The following is a 16,718-nucleotide window of genomic DNA, read 5'->3' on the forward strand; positions in this document are numbered from 1 at the left end:
GCCCTGCGTTTCACTATTCCGCCTTCGGGCAGGCCCAAGTCCGACAGGCTGCTAGCGCTCGACGCCGCGGGAAACATCTCCCGCGACGAATCAGGCAAATTACACGATCTCGATGAGACCAGCGGTAACGCTACCCACCGCAGCAACACCAGTGTAGGTGCCAACCAGTTCGACGACGGTATCAGCCGCGCCGTCCTGGAAGACGAAGGTGCTGTCAGCTGCGTTCAGCACGCTATCACCGTTGCTATCGTAGTTGAACACCACGGTAGCGCTAGTGCCGTTCAGGTTGGTCGCCAGATAGGCCAGTGCGTCGGCCAAAGCGATCTGATTCGCGCCGGTACCCACTGCAACCGCAGCTGCAAAGACGTCATTGACGTTATCGAAGGTCACGAGACCGTTTGCCGCGACTGCGTGCGAGTCAATGCCACCGACATCGACGCCGTCAACACCGGCGGTAACACCCGCGATCGTTGCCGAAGCGAGATCAAGAACGTCATCACCGGCGGTAGCCGAACCCGCGGCCACTGCTGCCACACCTGCAGCCGCAGTAGCTTGGAAGCCAACCACCACATCCCAACCGGCGGCGGTGGAGTCACCATCGGCGATCACAACCGTATCGACTTTGCCGTCAGCCGCAGCGGTGTTCTGCATGACCAGCTTGTCCGCACCGGCACCGCCGGTGAAGATGTCGCTATCAACGCCACCAACCGCAGCGTCGTTGCCCGCACCGCCATTGAAGGTCAGCGAAGCGGTGGTCTGGTCGGTCACCAGGGCCACATCGTTGCCCGCGCCACCATTGAAGGTCACGTCCGCAGCTGCGGTCATGATTTCGAGGTTGGCGTTGGCATCACCGGTAACCACACCAGCGACTTGGCTATCGACCGTTGCAAGACGACCATCGAGTACTGCAGAAGCAGTCACCAGCGTGGCGCCGGTCCAGCTCAGGGTCAGGTCGGAACCGTTGCCCACAGCCAGCATCTGGTCTACGTCGCTATCCGGCAGAGCTGCACCGTCACCATCCACGTCGATGCGCAGCGTGGTAACACCGCCGCTCATGGAAACCGTGTTGGTAGCCAGGCTGGCGTCGATACCGGTTGCAAGGTTATCGGTCACGGTGTCGATGCCGGTGCCCACGTCGAACGTATCGTTACCGTCCTTCGCGGTCACGGTATCGTTACCCGCGCCGGTGCTGATAACGTTGTCACCACGGTCGCCCGCCACCTCGTCCCAACCGGAACCCGTGTTGATGTTGTCCTTCTGACCCGAACCGGTGATGGTGTTGTCGCCATTGCCGGCGTTGATGGTGATGTTGGTGCCTGCAGAACCCAGCGCCGAGAACACGTTGTCGCCGTCAGCCAGGGTCACGGTGGCGTTGTCGCCCAGCGAGATCACGTTGGCCGTCAGGTCGCCGCCGACGTTAGCGGCGTCGAAGGTGGTGAGCGAGTTGTTGAGCGCTGCGCCCGACACGGTGTTCAGGTTGACATCGTCGGCCGCCGAAACGGTCAGCGAGGTCATGGTCTTCGACCAGATGTTGTTGATCGTGGTCACGGCGTTGGCAGCACCGGCGGTGACATCTTCGTCGGTGACGACGATGTTCATCGAGGTGATGCCGTGGGCGGTCAGCTGACCCAGGTTGTAGGCCGTTGCACCGTAGATGACGTCATCCAGGTTGGCGTTGATGTTGACCGTCAGCGCGGTGGCCGCGTTGTTGGCCAGGGTCACGCCGTTGAAGTTGCCAACAGTGCTTTCGTCGCTGATCACGCCCTTATAGGCCGCATCGCCTACAGCGCTGGTACCGATACCGTTCCACGCCGCATCAGCAGCACGCGCTGCCGCTTCGGCAGCGGTGCGGTTCGCAGCGGTGTTGTCGTCGTCGGTATCCAGGTCGGCGCTGAAGTTCAGCTCGGTCAGGTTGGTGTCGTTCAGGGTGATGATGTCGGTAGTCGCCACGCCGGCAACGTTGAACGGCTCAGCGGTCAGCGGCGAAGCGTCAGCACCACCGTCGGCAGCGTTGGCCGCCAGGATCACCAGGTTCTCGACGTCGGCATTGGCCATGCCCAGCGTGACGTTTTCGTTGGCAATGATGTGGAGGTCTTCGATGCCGGACAGCGTCAGGTCAGCGTCGTCACTGAAGGCGGCGCGAACCGTGTCGTTGCCGCCAGCATCGCTGATGCTGTCGGTGGTGTCGAAGTCGTCGATGTTCACGAAGGTCAGGATGTCGTCGCCAGCGCCCAGACGAATGTCCTGGGTGATGTTAGCGATCGGGGCAACGGTGTCACCCACGGACAGGCGCAGGTTGCTCAGTTGCGCCGACGCTTCGATCACGCCAGCGTTGAGCGTGGAGACGACGGTGTAGTCGTCGCCCGCACGACCGCCAGACAGGGTCACGGTGCCGGTGTGCTCTTGCGCTGCCGTCAGGGTGACGTTGTTGTCTTCGGTGTCTGCATCGACGATGGTGACATTTTCAACTGCACCGACGCCAGAGGCTTGACCATCGATGTTCAGCGTGTAATCGAACTGGGTCTGGACGTTACGGTCGTTCTCGACACGAACGGCGACAGTGTTGTCGCCGGTGGCATCAGCCAGACGAATATTAACGATAGCGTCGGTACCGGCAACAACTTCGCTCACCGAGTGGCGCAGAACCAGGCCATTAGCCGCCAATGCGACACCAACGTCATTCAAGTTGAACGTGCCGGCAGTAGCATCGGGGTTCTCGTCACGCAGAATGACGGAAGTCAGCTCGGCGTCATCAAAGGCATCGAAATCGACCGTCTGAGCACCCGCCTGCTGACGCAGCTCCAGGGTCTGAATGTTGGTGATGGCAGCATTGCCCGCGATGTTGCCACCGACGACGACCAGGGTGTTGGAACCGGCACCGCCGTTGATCTGGTCGCGGTTGGTCGCGGAGGTCGCGGCGACACCGGCGTTCGTCCAGAACTTGTCGTTACCCGAACCGCCAGTAATGACGGTGTGCGCCTGGGCACCGGAGTTGGTCGGATCGACGAAACCACCCAGTGCAGCCGACACGTCAACGTTCAGGTTGCCAGTGAAGTCAGCAGCATTAACGGTACGCAGACCGATCGAGCCCGGATTGGCGATACCACCGGCAGCGAACGCGTCGTATTCGTTGTTAGTCGCAGTCAGGTTGACGATGGTCAGATCACCCGAACCAGTGATGTTCAGGTTTTCCATGTCGTTGACCGACAGGAGGTTGATATCCACACCGTTCGCCACGGTCAGATTGACGGTTTCAAAACCTTCCACGTTGGCGCGGCTGGTCTGATTGACGGAGTTTGCCAGCACGTCGTTCAGTTCCAGAGCGGCGACGTCAGCTGCACCGTTCAGAACGCCCGTCTTGTACTGGAAGGTCACATTGACGTCGTCGGACGCGGTGTTTGCAACGCGCAGCGTGGCAGCAGGGGTGCCAATGTTGTTGACAGCAGCATTCGCGGCGTCAGACGTCACGCGCTTGATGTTGATCGACTGCGTTGCATCGGCATTACGCAGGTCAAGCGCGGCGGTCGTACCCGTCCAGTCGATGTTGATGTTCTGAATGTTGTTCAGATACGGCGTAATGGTCGCCTGACCGTTGTCGTTCGGGTTGCCGAGCGTGACGTTGAGGGTGTTGTCGGTGCGACCTGCGATACCCGTCAGCACGTCCTCGTCTTGCAGCGCATTGACGCGGTCATTGCCGCCAGGAACGTAAACCAGACCCGAGTTGAACACGTTGGCGGTGGCAACGTCGGTACCATTAGTGAGCGAACCTGTCTGCCCAAACCGGAAACCCATGCCGGTCAACGGGTTACGGGAGGTTTGGTGGGCAGTTTCCGCACCGCCCCACCACTTTCCCACCGTCAGTGGGGCAAAACCAGCCCCGAAAGCGACCATCGGAGCATGAAAGCCAACAGGATTCGCCCCGTTGGGCGCCCCACCCACTTCCCACCCAACTGCCGGAACGACCCAGCAGGATGGGCGAACCCAGCCGGTTAGCGGCCGGGCATCGCCCTTGCCACGTCAGGCGTGGGCGTGGTGTTGCCCGTGGTGGTTCAGCGGCTGGATCGCCAGGCGCATACCCATGGCCTTGAGGATCGCCGACAAGGTCTTGAGTTCAGGGTTGCCCTTCTCGGAGAGGGTGCGGTACAGGGTATGGGCGTTGACGTCGGCCTGACGCGCCACCTCCTGCACACCGCCAAACGCCTTGCTGAGGGTACGCAGGGCCAGCATCAGGTCGGTCTCGTCGCCGTCTTCCAGCACAGAGTTCAGGTAGTCAGCGGCCAGCTCCGGGTCTTTGCGGAACATCTCGACCGTCGCTTCCTCGTGGGTTCGATGTGTCTTAGCCATTTCGCTTCTCCCAGTCCTTCAACAACTTCACAGCACGCTCGATGTCGCGGCTCTGCGACTTTTTGTCGCCACCGCTGGTCAGCATGATCACCATGTTGCCCACATGGGCGTAATACACGCGATACCCAGCACCGACATCGACCTTGAGTTCCCAGACACCATCGCGCAGCGGCTTACAGTCACCAAACAGCCCCGCTTCCATGCGGGCAACACGCCTGATGATTGCCACCTTGGCGACACGATCGCGCAAGGAGTCAAGCCAGTCCTGGTACAGGTCGTTCTCAGCCTCGTCGAGGTAGTGGATGATCTCGTGCATGCTTAGATTTTAGCTTTAAAGCGAAATTTCGCAACCTGTTTTTTTCTTCGCCTTACGATGCGAGCGTCAGCTTTCCCGGGATGACGCCCTTCTTGTGTGCAGGCCTGCGACTCCTGCAGAGCATGAGCATGCGCGTACAGATCGGCACGATCCACCTCGCCCAACACCTTGCCCCTGCCGTCGCCCTCGCTCGCCGGTGTCACTACGGCATCGTCGGCGATTTGGCAGGTTCAGGCCAAGGCGACTTTGAGCTCCCTGCTGCTGAGCGCTCAGACACAGCAGAGTTCGCATGGCATCCCCATCCGGCAACGCGGATCAGCCAGGTAACGGCTTTGCTCCTTCAGGGACAAGGCATCGAAAGCCTCCTCCAAGTCTATGCCGGATAATTTTCTGGCAAACAACTCCTCGGCCGTGGTGATCGGCTCAGGCGCAGCAAAGTAACGCATGCGATAGCGTGGTGGGGTGTTCTCCATGCGCGTCAGGAGTGCGGCACGGGCAGCAGTGATCGTGGTCAAGGGCATTTCAGGCTCCAGTAGTTGGCCCATGCAGGCTCAAACCTGCATGGGCGATCGGCGGCAAACGGTCAGTCAGCGTGCTCGACTTCAGCAGCAGCTTCCTCAAAGGCAGGCAACGGCTGGTGCGCCCAGTTCCATTGCCCAAAGATGTGCTGGCGGTGGTATGCCAAGTAGCGACGTTGGCGCTCGCTGGGCGTGGGCAGGCGCAGGTTCCAGTCCATGCCGAAACTGAAGGCCACCTCACAGGACATGGCAGGTGCCATCGCCAGATTGCCATCATCCTCCACCCTCAACAAACCGCGCAGGAAGTTCTGCACACCGCCCGAGTTGAGCAGGACATAGTTCTCCGGGTCCATTCGGACATCGTCGCAGGCCACATCCCAAGGCACGATCGGGCATGGCAGGCAATCGTCCGCATCAACGGCAATCGAGCGCCAGCGGCGGGTGTCACGCAGCCGCACCCATTCCATCATCGGCCCGCTACCCTCCAGTACCTGAAGCAGAGACAGGACTTCACCGGGGTGGAGATCGTCACGTTCGAGCAACGCGGCGCGTTGCACGGCATACCATTCAGGGGAGTAACGAATCGAAGCAAGCGGCCGGCCACGCCCATAAGGCCACGCGGCATGAAAGCTATTCTGGGGTGCATCCGAGACACACACCGCCGCGTGAAACGTGGTGCTCGACTGACCAGAGGCAACCAGCGCCTGATCCAGGGCCGTGATCAGGGTATCCGTTAGCGGCCAAGGTTCGACCAGCCACTGCAGCGAGCACTGGAGCCAGGTCGGCTCGGTGGTTTCGAACTGGTCACTGCACCAGTTTCTGACAAATCCTTGCGCCACGACTTGCATTCCACCGGCAATCACAACGACCAGCGCACCGGGTTCGGGCACTCGCTTTTTGGTGTGCGGACTCCACTGCAGCGGCGCGACCAACTCCTCGCCGTTGAATGCTGCCTGCTGGATGGAATCGAGGTTGAGGACGAAGGCTTGTGCTGAGTTGTTGTAGAGGTACATGTGCAATCTCCTGAAAGTGAATGATGGCGACCGGCAGGGCCGCAAAGATCGGAAAGGACCCGAGTGGATTCACGAGCCCGTCGGTGTGCGCCGCTGCGGCTGGACCGCCAGCGGTGCGCGAGGCACTTCCTGCAGATCCAGCAGCAAAGCGGGCTGGTCGTCAGGGTGGACGTAGGCGTCCCGCACCTGCTCGACCGGCACTTCCCCTTGCCAACGTTCGAGCTGGCGGATCGCCCAGACGTGGCTGCGCCCGTCGTGACCAGCGATCAAGCGGTACTGACGCTGCAAATGCAGCGCACCGATGTCGCGTAGAAAGTCCTCGACGTTGCGCGTCGTCAGGCGCACGCGCCCGACACTGTTGACGTGATCGACTACGTGTTTGACCACCACCAGATCGCAGGCAAAGGGCGGTTCCTGGGCCTCAAAGGCACGGTGCAGGTAGTCGATCTGGGGATCACGGGCCTGCACGACCAGTTCCTGGTGGAACCGCGTGCGGGGTGCCCGGCCGCGTGGGTTGTAGTGGCTGAGGTCACGGGTGAGCAGAAAGTGCAGCACGTAACAGCGGCCGTCGCCCATGAACCAGACCATCAGCTCACGGTAGTAGCTCTCTGGCTTGGGCTGGGCCTGGCTGCGATGCACCAGAAAACGCCGATCGGCTTCGGTGATCTTCAGCGGCGCAGCTGCGTTGGCGAAGAAGAGAAAGTTCGCCTGGTTGCGGGCACGGTAGCGTGCCGCGTGCTTGGGATTGATGTCGACGATCTCGTCGGTGATGTAATTCTTGATGCGGGCCATCGCGCTACGCCGGCCGTTGTCCTCGAACTCCTCGACGATGACCAGACTGGCGCTGGCCAGCCAGTCGTTGAAGTCGCTGGAGAGCGCGTCCGGACTCAGGTAGCGGGTGTTGTTCACGCCCACCAGCTGCGCCAGCATCTGGCCCTTGATACCTTTGCCGATGCCTTCGGCTTCGCTGGTCAAGAGCAAGGCGGTCGACTGCTTTTGCTCCGGTTTCTGGACCAGGCAAGCCATCCAGTCGAGCACAAACTTGAGGCTCGCCTCGTCGCCGTCGTAGAGGTAAGTGAGGTGCTCCAGAAACGGCGTCACATCGCCTTCGACCGGCTGGAAGTCACGCGGCGTCCAGCGGTTGAGGTAACGGACACCGTCCCACTCGACGATCTGGGGCTGGTTGGGAAAGAACTCGTAGGCGTCGACCTTCTGGATGCCGTGGTCACTGGCAAACAGGTAGGCCTGGATCGACCAGTCTTCGGGCTGGATGCCGTCGAGGCGGCGCGCCAATGCCGCTGGCGTCATGGTCAAGCCCGTGCTCAGGTCGGTGACCTGATCGCTTTGGGCGACATGGACGTAACGATGGCGGTCGTAGGGTAAGTTGGGGGCAGAAGGGGGTGCGGTCATGGAGGCTCTCCGTCGTGTTGGAAGAGCCTCAAGTCTGCGGAAGCGAAATCGCTCAACTGCTCACATCACCACCCGACTGCACCCGGTGAATGTGAGCAGTTGGTGCTCAGGGGCATGTCAAACTGGGCGGGGGAGCGCGCCACAAAAAAATGCCTCCCGGCAAAAGCCGCCTCAATGATTCAGGCCTGAGTGATCGATGGCACTCTGCAGTCCGGCATCGTGTCGGCTGCGTGTGCGTGGATGCCATGCCTTCCACTGGGCTTTGGCGAAGAAAGCCTTGACCACGGCTGCAGTCTCCCATTGCTCACTCGCCGAGCGCTTGCGTGCAGGTGCCTGCAGTTTGGTAAGTTCCCGGTTGATAGCAGTATTCGATAGCCGATCATCGTCGCCATCGACACCTTCAGCGCTGGCAAGATAGTGAGACTGCTTGAAGCTCAGCAGGTCAACCATGATGTCAGTCGTCACGTGGCCGTAGACACGTAGGCACAGCCAACCAGCCTGGCGGATGAACTGGCGACGACGGATGGTGTAACCCGCCTTGAGCACACCTTGATCCCAGGGCCTTTGCAGTAGTGTCTCCAGTTGGCGCAACGCCTGCGCTGCGCGACGCATGACCGCCCGCTCCTGGCTGTCGAACAGGACTTCGTTGATGGCATGGCCGAGCAGGCCATGGAGGGCCTGCTCGACCGCCAGTCCCCGCTCACGGATCGTTTCCCGTGACGTCCCCTCTTCGGCTGCCGTCAGGAAACGCTGGCTGAAGTAGTCCAGTGTCTGGGCCAGTTCACCCACAAACTGGTACTGACGTACCGCCCGTGGCCCTTGGTCCAGCAGAGTCGCTACGGCTTGCCGGTCGAGCAGTCCCTCGTCGATGCGCTGGGCAACCAGGGCTGCCAACTGCGCCTCCAGCTCACGCGCCTGGCTTTGGCACTGCTCGACCAGCGCCGGTGCCAACTCCTTGAGCCGGCGCTGATGCTCGCGCACCGTTTGCAGCAGCGGCTGGCCATCCCCAGTCTGCCGCGCCTGTTCCTGAGCCTGCGCGATGGCCGCCTGGCCGGCCGCGAAGGTCTGGCGAAACGCTGCCGGCAAGTCGTTGTGCTCTTCTTCCATGTCGTGCCCTTGTCGAAACTAAACACGTCAGCGTAGCAAACCTGAAGCAGGACGTCGCCGTTGGCTGGGCAGGCTGGCCCCAGGCTCCCCTCGCGACAGGGTGCCGAGTCGGGCGAAGCCCGTTGGCTCCCAAGGCCAGCGGGCTGCTTGTCTCAACAGTCTTAGCTCAACTCAAAAAGTAGTAGACATCACCGTTTCAGGTGTCCCCCCCTACGCAGGGGAAAGTTTTGTGTTCAGGCGAGCCTGCCGAGACGGGGGAGCCAGGTCGACTGCAACGGTTGGCTGCGAACGGTCGACGCCCTGAGCCGGTCAGGCTGGGCGCAAGCCAGCACCCGAGCCAGCCGAGACGCGGCGCTGTCGCCGTTGGCCACGGTGGGGCCAAAGCTGGGGGCTTGGGCAAAGGAAGCACCGGAAGGCTGGGCCGGTGTCTGACTGGCTGCGCACCCCGTCCACTGAGGTGAGCTCTGCCGCGACGAAACCGCCTACGGCCCTCAAGCCGTAGGCGGTTTGCGGCGTCCACCGCTGGGGTCGCAGTTGGTCACGTAGGCAACAAGGGGCGGCCAGCCGCCGCCCCTGCCCGCAACAGGGGATTGTCCACCGTCCGTCCAGGAGCCCAGCCGTGACCTTGCCCAGCGAAGACCTCTCCGCCCACACCGTCGTGCTGCCTACCCAGCTCACCGGCCCGGTCCGTTACGACTGGCTGGCCCAGGCGGCCCAGGTAGCCGGAAGAACCAAAGGCCTGCACCTCGCCTGCGCACTGGCCTGGCTCGCTGCCCTGCACGCTCGGCCAGACGTGCCGCTGACGCGCCGCACGATGGCGCGTTGGTCGCTGTCGCGGGACATCGTAGGCAAGGCGCTGGCGACCTTGCGCGAGCATGGTCTGGTGCTGACCTGGGCGGCACCGGGTCGGGCCAGGATCGTGGTGCTGACTGAACCGGGGAGCAGCACGCCACTGGCCATCGCGTAGTGGAGGCTTTACGCCTTCGCCCCGCCACCACTTTCCTTGCCCATCTTACGGGCGACGCCTTTCGGGGCGTCGTCCTGTCCAGTGCCTCAGCCTTGAGCCGCTGGCCACCAGTCGCGGCAGGTAACGATGGTCGTGGCGCACTACCCGACACCGACCGGGCCTGTTTCGAGGGGCCGGTGCTGCGAGGTCGGAAGAGCTCTCCGCTGACGCGAGGCCGCTCCAAGCTGACCGCCGAACGGCCGGCCCGGGGGTCGGCGAGGGGTGGGCCGAACGTAGCCTGTTTTGGGCGCGCTCGCAGTGCGATCGCCAAAGCGTAGCGTGAGCAGGCCACCCTGGCCCTGAAGCAAAAAAGAAACGACGCCGGACATCGCCACCAAGGCGATGTCCGCGCTGTCGTCGTGTCGCTCGTCGTCAGGCTGTGGCCAAGGCAAGGCCGGAAACTGCACTCAGGCTGTCCACTGCTTCGAGCAAGGTCGCCTGCGACAGGTGGGCGTAGCGCTGGGTCGTCTTCAGCTGGGTGTGGCCCAGAATCTTCTGCACCTCGTACAACGACCGGCCCGAGTTCACCAAAAAACTCGCTGTGGAGTGGCGCAGATCGTGCATCCGCACCTCCGGCAGGCCAGCCTGCTTGCGGGCAGTATCCCAGCTGTAGAAGATCGACACGTAGGGCTTCCTCGTCTTCGGGTTCGGCACCACGTAAGGGCAACCGTCCCAGCGCGGCACTTGCGCCAGGATCGCCAGCACGTCGGCCGACAAGGGCACATGCCGCGCCTTGCCGTTCTTGCTCAGGGGAATCCGCCACGTCCGGCGCTCCAGGTCGAAGTGGGACCATTGGCTGTCCAGCAGTTCGCGTTTGCGGCAGCCCAGAAGCAAGAGCAGCGGCACGATGTACTGCAGCTGCGGGTTGTCACTGTTGCGCACACAGGCGACCAAGCGCTGCACCTCCTCGGCAGTGAGGAAGCGCTCGCGCTTGTTGTTCTCCTCGAACAGCTCAACGCCGCTGGCCGGGTTGGTCTCGGTGCCGGGCACCTTCCACTTCTTGCCCAGGTTCCACATGTAACGGGTCAGGATGACGATGCGGTTGGCCGTGGCCGGGGCGTAGCCGCTGGCGCGCATGCCGTGCTGCAGGTCGATGATGTCCTGCTGGCGCACCTCGTCGAGGTGGCGCTTGGCCCAGCGTGGCAGGACGTGGTTGCGTAGGAACGATTCGTCGGTGTCCCAGCTGCGCTTGGCGCCTTTGGCGTAGTCGAGGTAACGTTGGGCGAAGTCTTCCAGGGTCGGGATCGCCCGCAGTGCCCTCTTCTCTTCGGCGGGGTTCTCGCCCAGGATCACCCGGGCACGGGTGGTTTGCGCAGCCGTCCGTGCCTGCTCGAAGGTGATGCCGGCGGCGTCGCCGATGCGGTGCTGGTGCTGCTTGCCCCGGGCGTCGCGGTAGCGCAGGTACCAGGTCTTGCCACCGCTGGGGCGCACTTCCAGCACAAAGCCGGGGATGGCGGTGTCGTACAGGTCCAGCTTCTTCTTGTCCGCCGGGCAGGTGGCGGTACGGACGGTGTTGGCATCAAGGGTGACGGTAGGCATGGTGAACTCCTTGTCGTGGATGGTGGGCGTGAGGTTGGGCGGCATCGATGGGTCCGGAGCGACCTCATCAGACTGTTCACCCACCGAGTTTTTTTGGTTTGGTCGGCCCTGCTGGCCCTACCGGCCCTGCGGTCCTGAGCAGATCGCCAGAAAGCAGAAAGCCCCGACGGCGTGAACCGTCGGGGCCTTCATCGGGCAGAGGGAGAGGCGGCTACTTTCCGGCCAGCAGCCGGTCTACCGCCGCCCGGTAGACCGCCATGTCCTCGCGCTTAGCCACTGCCAGAACAAGCACGACCAGCACGTCATCCTCGACCTGATAGACCAGCCGGTAGCCTTGCTTGAGCAGCTTGATCTTGTAGCAGTCGCGCAGATCGCCACGAAGTTCAGCGCCCGGCAAACGGGGCTGATCGAGGCGCTTCTTCAGCAGTTTCTTCAGCACCTCCTTGACGCTACCGTCTAGTGCGTTCCATTCAGCCAACGCTTCGGGCAGGAACTTCAGGCGGTAGCGTGTCGGCGTCGAGGAGGGATCAGAGGCTGTCAATGTCCACCTCGATCGCCGTCTCCTTGCCGGCCAGGCGTTGCCGTGCCAAGTCGACGAGGTCGCGGTCGGCCAACTCCTCGACCAACGCTTCGAAGAGCTTGGGCGTCACCATGTAGAACGCTGGCCGGTTGTGGTTGAGTACCGCCACGGGCTTCTCGCCTGCCGTGCGCAGCACTTGGGCCGGGTTCTTCTTGAACTCGGACATACTGATCGAGTAGTCGGCGTAGATCGCATCCATGTCATTCTCCTTGCAGGTTTGGCTCTGAATATAGAGCCATTTTTGACGCTTCGCAAGCTAAGTCACTTTGCTGCTGAACCAGTTCCGCCCTCGCCTTCTCCACCACGTCCGCTACGGTCTGGCTGGCGGCCCGCAGGGTCTGGTTGTCCAGGTGGGCGTAGCGGGTGGTCATGTTCGGGCTGGCGTGCCCGAGTAGCGCCTGCACGTCGTAGAGACTGCGGCCAGCGCTGACCGCCAAACTGGCAAAACTGTGACGCAGGTCGTGCCGGCGCATCGGTGGCAGACCCGCCTTGGCCAAGGCTCGGAAGAAGGTGGAGCGGACATCGCCCAAGGGCTTGCTCGGGTCACGTCCGGGAAACAGCCAGCCGCTACCCTGGGCCATGCTGGCTTGCCTCTCCAGGATCGCCACGGCGGCGTCGTTCAGGTGGATGTGCCGGGCGCCGGTCTTCGCCTTGGGCAGAAACCAAAGACGCTGCCCCAGGTTCACGTCCTCGACCCTCGCGGTCGTGGCTTCTCGCAACCTCACGCCGGTGAGCAGCAGCAAGGCGATGGCGGACGCGGCGATGGTGTTCTGGTCCGTTTCCAAGGCGGCCAGTAGACGACCAGCTTGTTCCGGCGTAAGGGCGACTTGGCGCTTGTTGTCTTCCTTGAGGCGGTCGATGCCGGCGCACCAGCTGCGCTCGACGTAGTCCAGAGCCACGGCCCGGCGGCCCATGGCCGAGAGCAAGGTCAGGTGCCGGTTCACGCTGGCCGGGCTGTGCGTCTTCCGGAGTTCGGTCAGGTAGGCCTCGACGTGTCGGCGGCGCAAGTCCTTGAGCTTCAGATGCGAGAAGGCCGGCAACAACCAGCACCGCAGTTTGCTGGCGTCGTCAGCATGGCTGCGTTTGTGTTGCCGGCTGTAGGCCAGGTAGGCCTGGGCGAACTCGCCGAGGGTCAGGTCGATCTTCTCTTCCTTGTGCCTGGGGTCGATGCCCTGCTCGACCTGGGCGCGGTATGTCAGGGCCAGCTTACGCGCATCCGGAACGGACAGTGCCGGGAAGGTGCCCAAACGGATCGCCCCTTTGGTTCCCGCCAGCACGAAGCGGAACCAGAAGGTCTTGCTGCTGCGGGTCACGGCCAAGCGCAAACCTGAGACACCATCAGCATCGCTGACCTCGACGGCCTTGGTGCCGTCGGGGCAGCTCAGGCGCTCGATGGCGCTGGCCGAGAAACGGAAACGGGTGGTCTTGCTCATGGTCTTTCTCCCATGGGTTGCATTGGCTCGGAGACGAGCTAAAATTGAATTCCTTACTTCATTACTTTCGGAGGCTGTCATGCTGGCCAAGCGCACGAGCAAGAACCAGGTCACCCTGCCTAAGGCCATCGTCCAGACGACGGGCGAGGCGGACTACTACGACGTCACCGTTCAGGACGGCAAGATCGTCCTGACGCCGGTTCGCCTGCAACAGGCCGACGCGGTCAGGGCGAAGCTGGAAGAACTGGGCATCACGCCCGACGACGTGGGCGACGCCATCGCCTGGGCGAGAAAGCGGGCATGAGCGTCCCCCGCGTTGTGCTCGACACTAACTGCCTGATCTCGGCGCTGATCTTCTCGCGGGGCAGGTTTGCCTGGCTGCGGGAAGCCTGGCAGACCCAGCGCTTCACCGCCCTGGCCAGTCACGACACGGTCAGCGAACTGCTGCGGGTGCTCGCCTACCCCAAGTTCAAGCTGACCCGCAACGAGCAGGAAACGTTGCTGGCCGACTTCCTGCCGTACGTCGAGACCGTCAAGATTGGCCAGACACCCGAGGGCTTGCCCGAGATCCGCGATGCGGACGACATCATCTTTCTGGTGCTTGCGGCTGTGGCCCAGGCCGATGCACTGGTCAGTGGCGACGGTGACATTCAGGCCGTTCGGGAGCAGTTCCACATTCCGATCCTGACCGTTGCGGAATTCGCTGACTGGCTGCAGGCGCACTGACGCTACACCGCAAAAAAGAGCGGCCACCGCCGTGCAGGCCGGTGACCGCGTGGTCAGAGAAACGCCCACCGGTTCTCAAATCCTTGGGACTCGGCGGGCACGAAAGCCGGCGACGGGCATCGGGCGTTGTTTCTCTTGGGGAAATGGCGGCAAGCACCACGGGTGGTGACGCGGACGTGCCGCCTGCCGGTCCATCGTCGGTCGAGTTGCCCGGAACGTCACCACGGTGCCGTGCCCAGCACGGCCAGATCGCCGAATTGGCACTGGACGGTGTCATCGACGGAAACCTCAACGATGTGCCTCCCGCCCAGTTCGCTCAGCCTGGACCTCGCCGACTCGACATCCGTGGTCAGTACCCAGTCGGTGCTACCGGCCATCTCGACCTGGAGCAACTGCACCGGGTACGGCAGGCCGTAGGTGGCGAGGATGTCGAGGCAGGCCAGGCGCTCGGCCTGCTCTTGGTCCAGGTTGCCGTCGTACTGGGCGATGGCCGCGCGTTCCTCGAAGGCTTCTCGGCGGTTGGTGTCCAGCCAGGCAACGATCCGGCGGACATGCCCGTCCAGTGGCTCAGGGTTGTGAGGCTGCGCCATGTCAGTAGTCCTCAGGGCGCAACATCGTCGTGCACAAGCGCTGCGGCGGCGTCAGCGCGTTGCCGGCATCGTCGATGTTGCTTTCCGCGTCGGTGATGACCCAGACGGTCACGCCCGGGGCGATCAGGTAGCTCGACAGAATCCGACTACCGTCTTCGAGAGCGGCGTCGTTCAGGGTCGCATCGTCGGAACACACGGAACCCCAGTCGGCCGACAGGTGCCTGCGCAGTAGCGTGGTTGGGCTGACGCCATGCTCGGTCAGCACGGCGAGCGCGCCCGGGGTGGCGACGATCTGGCCAGGCGAAAACAGCGGAAAGGGACGAGAAGAAGTTTCGGCGGATGTGGCCGGGGTGGTCATGCTCATGACAGTCTCCAGAAAAGCAAAACGCCGACCTCGCCCGGCTGGGCCAGATCGGCGTCACAGTGGAAAGAAGGAAGGAGAAGAAGGAACCGTGCGGGTGATCTCCGACGACTCAGGTCGTCACCACTAGCGGTGGTGCCGGTGTAGCGTAGCGCTGACACATCGCCAGCAACGTGGCATCCGTACCGTACTGCGGAATCCACAGCACGATGCCGTAGCCGGCGTCGTTGGTGATGAAGACCATCTCGTAGCAGGTCGCGTGCGCTTCCAGCACTTCCCAGGCCGGGCTGAAGTCCGGGTCGGGATAGCGGGCGTCGCTGAACCAGTCGTGAACGATGCGCAGTTGGGTCGCGGCTTCCAGGTCCTCAACGGTGTCACCCGGCTCGATCAGCCAGAACTCAGCCAACTCATCGAAGGTGTAGTCGTCGTAGGCGGCCAGTTCCGTGAAGCGCTGGAGGATTACGCCGCTGAGGGACGTGTCGGCGATACTCGCCAGATCATCCGGCGTGTGCAGTCGGCGCATGGTCGGCCTCGCTGGTCGTCGGCTCAGTTACGGCACCGACGTCATCCGTGTCGGTGTCGCCGGCAGCGGTGACGCTCTCGACAACCTTCTTGCGTTTCTTGCCCTTGGCGTTCACCGGTGAAGGGGGCTCAGTCTCGTTCGACGCGGAGGAGCTTGCGGCAAGCGTTGCGGCGACGATGTCCGGCGTGGGCTCCGGGTAGGTCACCCGCTCGCCGGGTTTGGCCAGCCACTCGGCACGAAAGGCGGCCCAGTCGCCCGCCTTGACGTGCTGATGTACTTTGTCGGGCGCCGGAGCGACCAGGCCCAGGTCCTTGAGGACGGCGAGACAGAACGGCGGGTTGTTCGATGATCTCCCGACCATCGCGCCGCGTAGCGCCTTTGTGGGAAACGGGGTACCGGCGTAGGCGTCGATCTCGGCTTCGATGGAGTCGAGGCGCACAGCCTCCTTGCTCCACAGGCCACCGCCTTCGTTGGCGGTGACGGCGATGTGCAGTTCGGGTTCGTCGCCGACGTCGGCCAGCAGCACGTAGGTGATGCCGCTGGTACTGCGGGCGGACAGTTTGGGGGCGATGTCGGACTTGAGCAGCCGGTACGGCTTTGGGGTCAGGTCGGGGGAGGTCTTCGGTTTGGGCATGTCGGTCTCCAGAAAAACGAAGCCCCCGGGGTCACGCGGACCACGGGGGCAAGAGGGAAAGAAAGAAAGAAAGGATGGGAAGGAAGTCTCTGGTCAGCGGATGCTGAGCTTGGCGTCAATCTCGCGCTGGGTGATCACGTAGCTCAGCGCTGCCGTCGCAACGACTAGAGCGGCCCCCGGCCCGGTGGGCAGACTGGCGAGCAAGGATGGAAACAAGGCGGGATGCATGGCGCGGCTCTCCTTGGGAAACGGTGGACGAAAGAAAGCCCCGGGCACCTTGTGGCGGCCGGGGCAGGAGCGATCCGGGTGGATCAGAGGAATGATATGCATGCGAGGGCAACAGCTATCGCGGTTATCCTTCGCGGTTTTTTGGCCACCAGAACACCGTGCTATTCCTCACCCTTCTGCTCGGCTACCTGCTGGGCCGACTCCAGAACCGTCGATGGCGGCGTGACCGCTACAGGCCTTGGGCCGCAAACTTCAACTGATCGCCGAACGTAATGAGAACAGTGGCTACCGACAGAAAAGCAAGCGGCCATCGCTGCGGCCTTGGCAGAAATGGCTGCTGGGTTTCTTCCACTGGATTTCACCCACGCTGACCCGTTACACGCTCTCTGA

The 16,718-nt window shown here is 62.9% G+C and carries 19 protein-coding genes; 3 read left to right on the forward strand and 16 right to left on the reverse strand.

The features are described from left to right. Nucleotides 1-99: 99 nt before the first annotated feature. From IE083_RS13960 to IE083_RS13990, 7 genes are all read right to left on the reverse strand, one after another. A complete protein-coding gene (locus tag IE083_RS13960; protein ID WP_189354564.1) occupies nucleotides 100-3,891 on the reverse strand; it encodes a beta strand repeat-containing protein in 3,792 nt (1,263 codons plus the stop codon). A gap of 126 nt (nucleotides 3,892-4,017) precedes the next feature. Then, entirely contained in the window at nucleotides 4,018-4,344 is a 327-nt protein-coding gene (locus IE083_RS13965; RefSeq protein ID WP_189354567.1) for an addiction module antidote protein, read from the reverse strand. Beyond that, nucleotides 4,337-4,660, reverse strand: coding sequence for a type II toxin-antitoxin system RelE/ParE family toxin (locus tag IE083_RS13970; RefSeq protein WP_189354569.1), 324 nt, complete (start codon nucleotides 4,658-4,660; stop codon nucleotides 4,337-4,339). The genes IE083_RS13965 and IE083_RS13970 overlap by 8 nt, the downstream gene beginning before the upstream one ends. A 269-nt stretch (nucleotides 4,661-4,929) precedes the next feature. Beyond that, nucleotides 4,930-5,205, reverse strand: coding sequence for a hypothetical protein (locus tag IE083_RS13975; RefSeq protein WP_189354571.1), 276 nt, complete (start codon nucleotides 5,203-5,205; stop codon nucleotides 4,930-4,932). Between the two features lie 38 nt (nucleotides 5,206-5,243). Further along, nucleotides 5,244-6,191 (reverse strand): hypothetical protein, encoded by a 948-nt coding sequence (locus IE083_RS13980; protein ID WP_189354573.1) that lies wholly within the window; start codon nucleotides 6,189-6,191, stop codon nucleotides 5,244-5,246. Between the two features lie 69 nt (nucleotides 6,192-6,260). Next, nucleotides 6,261-7,601: a primase-helicase family protein gene (locus IE083_RS13985; RefSeq protein ID WP_189354575.1), complete on the reverse strand. Its 1,341-nt coding sequence runs from the start codon at nucleotides 7,599-7,601 to the stop codon at nucleotides 6,261-6,263. Nucleotides 7,602-7,772: 171 nt separating this feature from the next. Continuing rightward, nucleotides 7,773-8,708 (reverse strand): hypothetical protein, encoded by a 936-nt coding sequence (locus IE083_RS13990; RefSeq protein WP_189354577.1) that lies wholly within the window; start codon nucleotides 8,706-8,708, stop codon nucleotides 7,773-7,775. 619 nt (nucleotides 8,709-9,327) lie between these two features. Between IE083_RS13990 and IE083_RS13995 the strand changes: the two genes are divergently transcribed. Beyond that, on the forward strand, nucleotides 9,328-9,675 hold the full coding sequence (locus IE083_RS13995; protein WP_189354579.1) for a hypothetical protein: 348 nt from the start codon (nucleotides 9,328-9,330) through the stop codon (nucleotides 9,673-9,675). Between the two features lie 411 nt (nucleotides 9,676-10,086). Here the strand turns inward: IE083_RS13995 and IE083_RS14000 are convergent, their stop codons facing one another. The 4 genes from IE083_RS14000 to IE083_RS14015 form a co-directional block, all read right to left on the reverse strand. Next, nucleotides 10,087-11,298 (reverse strand): tyrosine-type recombinase/integrase, encoded by a 1,212-nt coding sequence (locus IE083_RS14000; protein WP_229799761.1) that lies wholly within the window; start codon nucleotides 11,296-11,298, stop codon nucleotides 10,087-10,089. A gap of 166 nt (nucleotides 11,299-11,464) precedes the next feature. After that, nucleotides 11,465-11,794 carry a type II toxin-antitoxin system RelE family toxin gene (locus IE083_RS14005; RefSeq protein ID WP_189354580.1) on the reverse strand — a complete coding sequence of 110 codons (330 nt, stop codon included), beginning with the start codon at nucleotides 11,792-11,794 and terminating at the stop codon, nucleotides 11,465-11,467. Then, nucleotides 11,781-12,032, reverse strand: a complete 252-nt coding sequence (locus IE083_RS14010; protein WP_189354582.1) for a type II toxin-antitoxin system prevent-host-death family antitoxin — start codon at nucleotides 12,030-12,032, stop codon at nucleotides 11,781-11,783. The genes IE083_RS14005 and IE083_RS14010 overlap by 14 nt, the downstream gene beginning before the upstream one ends. Before the next feature lies 1 nt (nucleotide 12,033). Further along, complete coding sequence (locus IE083_RS14015; protein WP_189354584.1) at nucleotides 12,034-13,266, reverse strand: tyrosine-type recombinase/integrase; 1,233 nt, start codon at nucleotides 13,264-13,266, stop codon at nucleotides 12,034-12,036. A 79-nt stretch (nucleotides 13,267-13,345) separates the two neighbouring features. On the opposite strand from IE083_RS14015, the gene IE083_RS14020 reads away from it, so the two are divergent. Next, complete coding sequence (locus IE083_RS14020) at nucleotides 13,346-13,570, forward strand: AbrB/MazE/SpoVT family DNA-binding domain-containing protein (protein ID WP_189354586.1); 225 nt, start codon at nucleotides 13,346-13,348, stop codon at nucleotides 13,568-13,570. Continuing rightward, the gene (locus IE083_RS14025; RefSeq protein ID WP_189354587.1) at nucleotides 13,567-13,992 is read left to right on the forward strand and encodes a putative toxin-antitoxin system toxin component, PIN family; all 426 of its coding nucleotides are present in this window, start codon (nucleotides 13,567-13,569) and stop codon (nucleotides 13,990-13,992) included. Before IE083_RS14020 ends, IE083_RS14025 begins: the two co-directional genes overlap by 4 nt. Nucleotides 13,993-14,210: 218 nt before the next feature. Here IE083_RS14025 and IE083_RS14030 read toward each other — a convergent pair whose 3' ends face one another. The 5 genes from IE083_RS14030 to IE083_RS14050 all read right to left on the reverse strand — a co-directional run bounded on the left by IE083_RS14030 (nucleotide 14,211) and on the right by IE083_RS14050 (nucleotide 16,430). After that, a complete protein-coding gene (locus IE083_RS14030; protein WP_189354589.1) occupies nucleotides 14,211-14,582 on the reverse strand; it encodes a hypothetical protein in 372 nt (123 codons plus the stop codon). Between the two features lies 1 nt (nucleotide 14,583). Next, on the reverse strand, nucleotides 14,584-14,946 hold the full coding sequence (locus IE083_RS14035) for a hypothetical protein (RefSeq protein WP_189354590.1): 363 nt from the start codon (nucleotides 14,944-14,946) through the stop codon (nucleotides 14,584-14,586). A 109-nt stretch (nucleotides 14,947-15,055) separates the two neighbouring features. Further along, a complete protein-coding gene (locus IE083_RS14040) occupies nucleotides 15,056-15,466 on the reverse strand; it encodes a hypothetical protein (RefSeq protein ID WP_189354592.1) in 411 nt (136 codons plus the stop codon). Continuing rightward, on the reverse strand, nucleotides 15,441-16,100 hold the full coding sequence (locus IE083_RS14045; RefSeq protein WP_189354595.1) for a hypothetical protein: 660 nt from the start codon (nucleotides 16,098-16,100) through the stop codon (nucleotides 15,441-15,443). The genes IE083_RS14040 and IE083_RS14045 overlap by 26 nt, the downstream gene beginning before the upstream one ends. 93 nt (nucleotides 16,101-16,193) lie before the next feature. Next, on the reverse strand, nucleotides 16,194-16,430 hold the full coding sequence (locus IE083_RS14050) for a hypothetical protein (protein WP_189354597.1): 237 nt from the start codon (nucleotides 16,428-16,430) through the stop codon (nucleotides 16,194-16,196). Nucleotides 16,431-16,718: the final 288 nt, after the last annotated feature.

The sequence above is a fragment of the Vogesella fluminis genome (assembly GCF_014652335.1).
Taxonomy (GTDB): domain Bacteria; phylum Pseudomonadota; class Gammaproteobacteria; order Burkholderiales; family Chromobacteriaceae; genus Vogesella; species Vogesella fluminis.

Excerpts from the sequence above, each read along its gene's own strand:
- IE083_RS13960 (WP_189354564.1), bottom strand. The coding sequence starts at position 3,891 with ATGGTCGCTTTCGGGGCTGGTTTTGCCCCACTGACGGTGGGAAAGTGG.
- IE083_RS13965 (WP_189354567.1), bottom strand. The coding sequence starts at position 4,344 with ATGGCTAAGACACATCGAACCCACGAGGAAGCGACGGTCGAGATGTTC.
- IE083_RS13970 (WP_189354569.1), bottom strand. The coding sequence starts at position 4,660 with ATGCACGAGATCATCCACTACCTCGACGAGGCTGAGAACGACCTGTAC.
- IE083_RS13975 (WP_189354571.1), bottom strand. The coding sequence starts at position 5,205 with ATGGGCCAACTACTGGAGCCTGAAATGCCCTTGACCACGATCACTGCT.
- IE083_RS13980 (WP_189354573.1), bottom strand. The coding sequence starts at position 6,191 with ATGTACCTCTACAACAACTCAGCACAAGCCTTCGTCCTCAACCTCGAT.
- IE083_RS13985 (WP_189354575.1), bottom strand. The coding sequence starts at position 7,601 with ATGACCGCACCCCCTTCTGCCCCCAACTTACCCTACGACCGCCATCGT.
- IE083_RS13990 (WP_189354577.1), bottom strand. The coding sequence starts at position 8,708 with ATGGAAGAAGAGCACAACGACTTGCCGGCAGCGTTTCGCCAGACCTTC.
- IE083_RS14000 (WP_229799761.1), bottom strand. The coding sequence starts at position 11,298 with ATGCCGCCCAACCTCACGCCCACCATCCACGACAAGGAGTTCACCATG.
- IE083_RS14010 (WP_189354582.1), bottom strand. The coding sequence starts at position 12,032 with ATGGATGCGATCTACGCCGACTACTCGATCAGTATGTCCGAGTTCAAG.
- IE083_RS14015 (WP_189354584.1), bottom strand. The coding sequence starts at position 13,266 with ATGAGCAAGACCACCCGTTTCCGTTTCTCGGCCAGCGCCATCGAGCGC.
- IE083_RS14020 (WP_189354586.1), top strand. The coding sequence starts at position 13,346 with ATGCTGGCCAAGCGCACGAGCAAGAACCAGGTCACCCTGCCTAAGGCC.
- IE083_RS14025 (WP_189354587.1), top strand. The coding sequence starts at position 13,567 with ATGAGCGTCCCCCGCGTTGTGCTCGACACTAACTGCCTGATCTCGGCG.
- IE083_RS14030 (WP_189354589.1), bottom strand. The coding sequence starts at position 14,582 with ATGGCGCAGCCTCACAACCCTGAGCCACTGGACGGGCATGTCCGCCGG.
- IE083_RS14035 (WP_189354590.1), bottom strand. The coding sequence starts at position 14,946 with ATGAGCATGACCACCCCGGCCACATCCGCCGAAACTTCTTCTCGTCCC.
- IE083_RS14040 (WP_189354592.1), bottom strand. The coding sequence starts at position 15,466 with ATGCGCCGACTGCACACGCCGGATGATCTGGCGAGTATCGCCGACACG.
- IE083_RS14045 (WP_189354595.1), bottom strand. The coding sequence starts at position 16,100 with ATGCCCAAACCGAAGACCTCCCCCGACCTGACCCCAAAGCCGTACCGG.
- IE083_RS14050 (WP_189354597.1), bottom strand. The coding sequence starts at position 16,430 with ATGCATATCATTCCTCTGATCCACCCGGATCGCTCCTGCCCCGGCCGC.